Origin of the sequence: Rhizobium sp. BR 314 (assembly GCF_047445805.1) — a bacterium.
GTDB lineage: Bacteria > Pseudomonadota > Alphaproteobacteria > Rhizobiales > Rhizobiaceae > Rhizobium > Rhizobium lusitanum_B.
This window is the reverse complement of record NZ_JARWLA010000091.1, coordinates 1-3,763: the sequence shown is the minus strand read 5'-3', so window position 1 is coordinate 3,763 and position 3,763 is coordinate 1. Positions and strand designations below refer to the sequence as shown.

Genomic DNA, 3,763 nt, shown 5'->3' with positions numbered 1-3,763 from the left:
ATCCGGGTTGTGGGCATTGATGATTGGAGTTGGCGGCATTCCTCGCGCTATGGGACGATCATGGTCGATCTTGAGCGTCATTCGGTCGTCGATGTTTTGCAGGATCGCAGCGTCGAGAGCGCAAAATCTTGGTTGCAAGTGCGTCCGACGATCGAGGTCGTGAGCCGAGATCGCTGTGGTTTGTATGCTCAGGCAGCGCGAGAGGGCGCGCCTCAGGCCCGCCAGGTGACTGACCGTTTTCATCTGGTTCAAAATCTCAGGGAGGCAATCAAGGAGCAGATCAGCGTTTATGGTCACGCCCATATTAGGCCGATACTCTCCGAAGATGCTATCGCCAGCGCCAGGTCACAACAGCGCCGTGCCCGCTTGGCGCACAGGCAATCTCGTCAGGAAATWTTCGACAMGCTTCAAGCTTTGCGCCAGCAGGGCCTCACCTACAGCGAGATTGCAAGACGGACCGGATACGAGCGCCGCAGCATCGCGAATTGGCTTACTTCCAATGCACCACSAGACAGAAACCGGGCAGCATTGAATCCGACATCGCCATTGTATTTTGAAGCTTTCCTGGCTGAATGCTGGAAAAATGGAAATCGGGTTGGGCGCCATCTGYTTTACGACATCAAGAACCGCGGTTATACCGGCAGCCGCTCCAATCTGGAGCGGCTGTTGAAGGTGTGGCGCGAGGCTGAAAACATTCAACTCGACGAGCCGCCTCCGGATATGGATGTCTCAGAACCCGTCCGCGATCCTGAGACTGGCCATATGATCTCATCTGTGGTGGCTGCAGCTTTGTGCATAAAGCCGCGCGGACTGCTGACAGATCGCCAGACCAGAAAGGTCGATGCTTTGAAGCAGGGCTCGACGGTATTCGCCACAATGCGTGGCTTGGCCATGCGCTTCAACGGCATCCTGCGCAGCAGGAACTCAACGGCACTGGACGAWTGGATCGACGATGCCATCGACACCGAGCTCACGGCGATCATGCGTTTCGCAAGCGTTTTGCGCCGGGACATTGACGCCGTCAAAAATGCAATCGAACTCCGATGGAGTAACGGTCAAGCCGAAGGGCAGATCAATCGGCTCAARATGCTGAAGCGGGCGATGTACGGTCGTGCCGGCCCAGAACTGATGAGGGCGAGAATGCTGCCGCTGAAYCACAGAAAGTGAGGATGAACCTCGGAACTGGCGCAAACTACACCTGGCACTCGATGCCGACAGCGGCGATATCATCGCGCACGTCATGACGGACCAGGATGCCGGCGACGCTTCGCAGGTGGAGCCGCTGCGTGACCAGATCGACATGCCGATCGGGCAATTCATTGCCGATAGAGCCTATGACGGCAACCCGACCTACGACGCCGTCACCAGGCACAGTCCCAAAGCGCTGGTGATCATTCCACCCCGCGCCAATGCACTGGAACGACCAAACAGTGATTGCCCAACTCATCGAGACCGACACATTGCGGCGATCAACGCCGATGGCCGGATGGGCTGGCAGGTCGCGACCGGCTACGGGAAACGATCACTGGTCGAGACCGCGATCGGTCGTTACAAGTTGATCATTGGCCGCCCACTGCGAGCACGCTCATTCGCAGCACAGCAGACGGAAGTTGCCATCGGCTGCACCGTCCTCAATCGAAGGCTGGCATGTGCCCGCCCGAAATCCGTCCGGTGCCGAAAAGCTACCGCATAGCCGCAGCATCAAAGACCGAATTCCGCTCGCACTACGATCGATGCACCAGCGCCCATAAACGTGAATCGGACGTTCCACGGCTCTTCAACTGCCAGTCAGTTCGCCCGTTTCGATTGAGAAGAGGCGCTAGCGAGCCCGCCGAACGTCAGTCTGCGTGAAGTCTTCGCCCACATAAAGCAGAGGACAATCGTGTTCTTTGGCGACTTCATACGAAAAGCAATCGCCATAATTCAGTCCAGCCGGATGGACACCCTTGCCCCATCGGCCGTAGGCATGAGCAACTCGCCGGGCGGCGGCAGCTGTTACGGACACAATCTCGAAGCCGAGGCCTGAAATGAGTAGGCTGACTTCTTCGCCGACATTGCGTCGTGAGGCTACGATGAGGGCTTCAGCGACGGTGCCGGCGGAAATCAACAGTCGATCCGCCTCTTCGATTGCCGTCATGCAGGCTTCGCCCTGCGGCTCGTCGAGCACAATCGCCATGAGCGCCGATGTATCAACTGCAATCATGCCGGCATCCCGTCGTCGTCATAAAGAAAGTCCTGGCTGCGGGCGGCCGCTGGCCCTTGAAGCGCCTTGGCTACGGCCGATGCCCTGGCTTTCTCCATCAAGGCGCGCCGCCCCTTCAGGCCGGGTGAGACCGCGACGGCAACCAGGCGCACGATCTCATGGCCGCGACGGGTTAGGATGACTTCATCTCCTGCTTCGGCTCGCTTCACCAGCTCAGTGAGTTGCCCTTTGGCTTCGCTGACAGACACGCGCATCACTTAGACTCCTATAAGCTTTCCCATATTGCCCTCCCAAGAGATGGTCTATGACTTGGTCTAAGTCAAGGTCGCCGGTGGACCCCTGGCGAGGATAGTTCGGAAGCGCCCCAAATCGGAGATCCCAATTGGGCAAACCCGGTGTCTATTACTGGGGAATTTCAGACGGATAGGTCTTCGTACCAATGGGTGGTCAGTTCGAATTGGTTCAAGAGCAGGGGTTATTTGAAAGGTGGCGTCCTACTCTGTCGAGGGCGCATTATTGCAGTGACGGGGCGTGTATAAAGATCGCGCCTGGTCGAATTGCGTGCCCGATTTGCAACGATCGATTTGACAAACTTTGCCAACATTGTGTAACCTACTCGCACTACGGAGGCTCGAATGGCGACGATGAATGTATCTCTTCCCGACTCGATGAAAGATTGGGTCGAGGCGCAAGCGAAGACTGGGCGATATTCGAATGCTAGTGATTATGTCCGCGACTTGATTCGCAGGGACCAAGCTCGCAACGATAAGATTGCCGCCATGCAGCGTTTTGTTGATGACGGTCTCAAAAGCGGCGTTGGTAGTCGGTCGAAGAATGAACTCTTTGCTGTGGCCGTCGCGCGCGGAGAAACAACGCACGGCAACAGGTAATGCGTTTTAGCCTTTCAGTTGAAACGGAAGAGGACATCATTGCGATCGCCGAACAAGGTGTACGCATGTTCGGAACCGCCCAGGCTAGGCGTTACCATGATGACTTGTTCGCTATGCTTGATCTGATCGCTGCCAACCCGCGAATGGCTCGTGAGCGAGAAGAGATTTCGCCGCCGGTTAGAATTCATCCTTTCAAAGCCCATCTCATTGTCTATCGGATTGAGGAGGGCGGAGCAATTTTCGTGATCCGAATACGCCATGGACATGAAGACTGGGTCGGCGATTCCGCTTAAGCCTCGCTAAACGGACGAATAAGCATCGTCGTGTCAGAGGCATTAAAGCGGCATCGCCAAGTTAACGGATTATGGATGCTGGCATGTGATGCTTGGTCATGACCGTTCGTGACCCGCTCTACCGCCGACATCGCTTTCCAGCCGATATCATCGCCCACGCGGTTTGGCTGTATTTTCGGTTCCCCTTGAGCTTGCGAATGGTGGAGGACATGTTGGCAGCGAGAGGGATAATCGTCTCGCATCAGACGGTGCGGATGTGGGCAGAGAAATTCGGACGGACCTTCGCCGATCAGATCCGTCGGCGTTCGTCAGGTCGGCTCGGCGACAAATGGCATCTCGATGAAGCCGTCGTTTCGATCAGCGGCACAAAACACTGG

Annotated in this window: 5 protein-coding genes and 2 pseudogenes; 5 read left to right on the top strand and 2 right to left on the bottom strand. The window is 56.6% G+C overall.

The features are described from left to right. Together QD461_RS36395 and QD461_RS36390 are read left to right on the top strand one after the other, a co-directional pair. Positions 1-1,167 (top strand): ISL3 family transposase (locus tag QD461_RS36395; RefSeq protein WP_414091619.1); only part of this gene is annotated, 1,167 nt, incomplete at its 5' end. 10 nt (positions 1,168-1,177) lie between these two features. Then, positions 1,178-1,693 (top strand): annotated as a pseudogene (locus tag QD461_RS36390) (transposase); the annotation flags it as partial. Between the two features lie 126 nt (positions 1,694-1,819). On the opposite strand, the gene QD461_RS36385 reads toward QD461_RS36390, so the two are convergent. Together QD461_RS36385 and QD461_RS36380 are read right to left on the bottom strand one after the other, a co-directional pair. Further along, the gene (locus QD461_RS36385) at positions 1,820-2,203 is read right to left on the bottom strand and encodes a type II toxin-antitoxin system VapC family toxin (RefSeq protein WP_163994487.1); all 384 of its coding nucleotides are present in this window, start codon (positions 2,201-2,203) and stop codon (positions 1,820-1,822) included. Further along, the gene (locus QD461_RS36380) at positions 2,200-2,457 is read right to left on the bottom strand and encodes a type II toxin-antitoxin system Phd/YefM family antitoxin (RefSeq protein ID WP_113372627.1); all 258 of its coding nucleotides are present in this window, start codon (positions 2,455-2,457) and stop codon (positions 2,200-2,202) included. Before QD461_RS36380 ends, QD461_RS36385 begins: the two co-directional genes overlap by 4 nt. A 381-nt stretch (positions 2,458-2,838) precedes the next feature. On the opposite strand from QD461_RS36380, the gene QD461_RS36375 reads away from it, so the two are divergent. From QD461_RS36375 to QD461_RS36365, 3 genes and pseudogenes are all read left to right on the top strand, one after another. Beyond that, a complete protein-coding gene (locus QD461_RS36375) occupies positions 2,839-3,093 on the top strand; it encodes a type II toxin-antitoxin system ParD family antitoxin (protein WP_414091618.1) in 255 nt (84 codons plus the stop codon). Further along, entirely contained in the window at positions 3,093-3,386 is a 294-nt protein-coding gene (locus QD461_RS36370; RefSeq protein ID WP_414091617.1) for a type II toxin-antitoxin system RelE/ParE family toxin, read from the top strand. The genes QD461_RS36375 and QD461_RS36370 overlap by 1 nt, the downstream gene beginning before the upstream one ends. A 98-nt stretch (positions 3,387-3,484) precedes the next feature. Next, positions 3,485-3,763 (top strand): annotated as a pseudogene (locus tag QD461_RS36365) (IS6 family transposase); the annotation flags it as partial.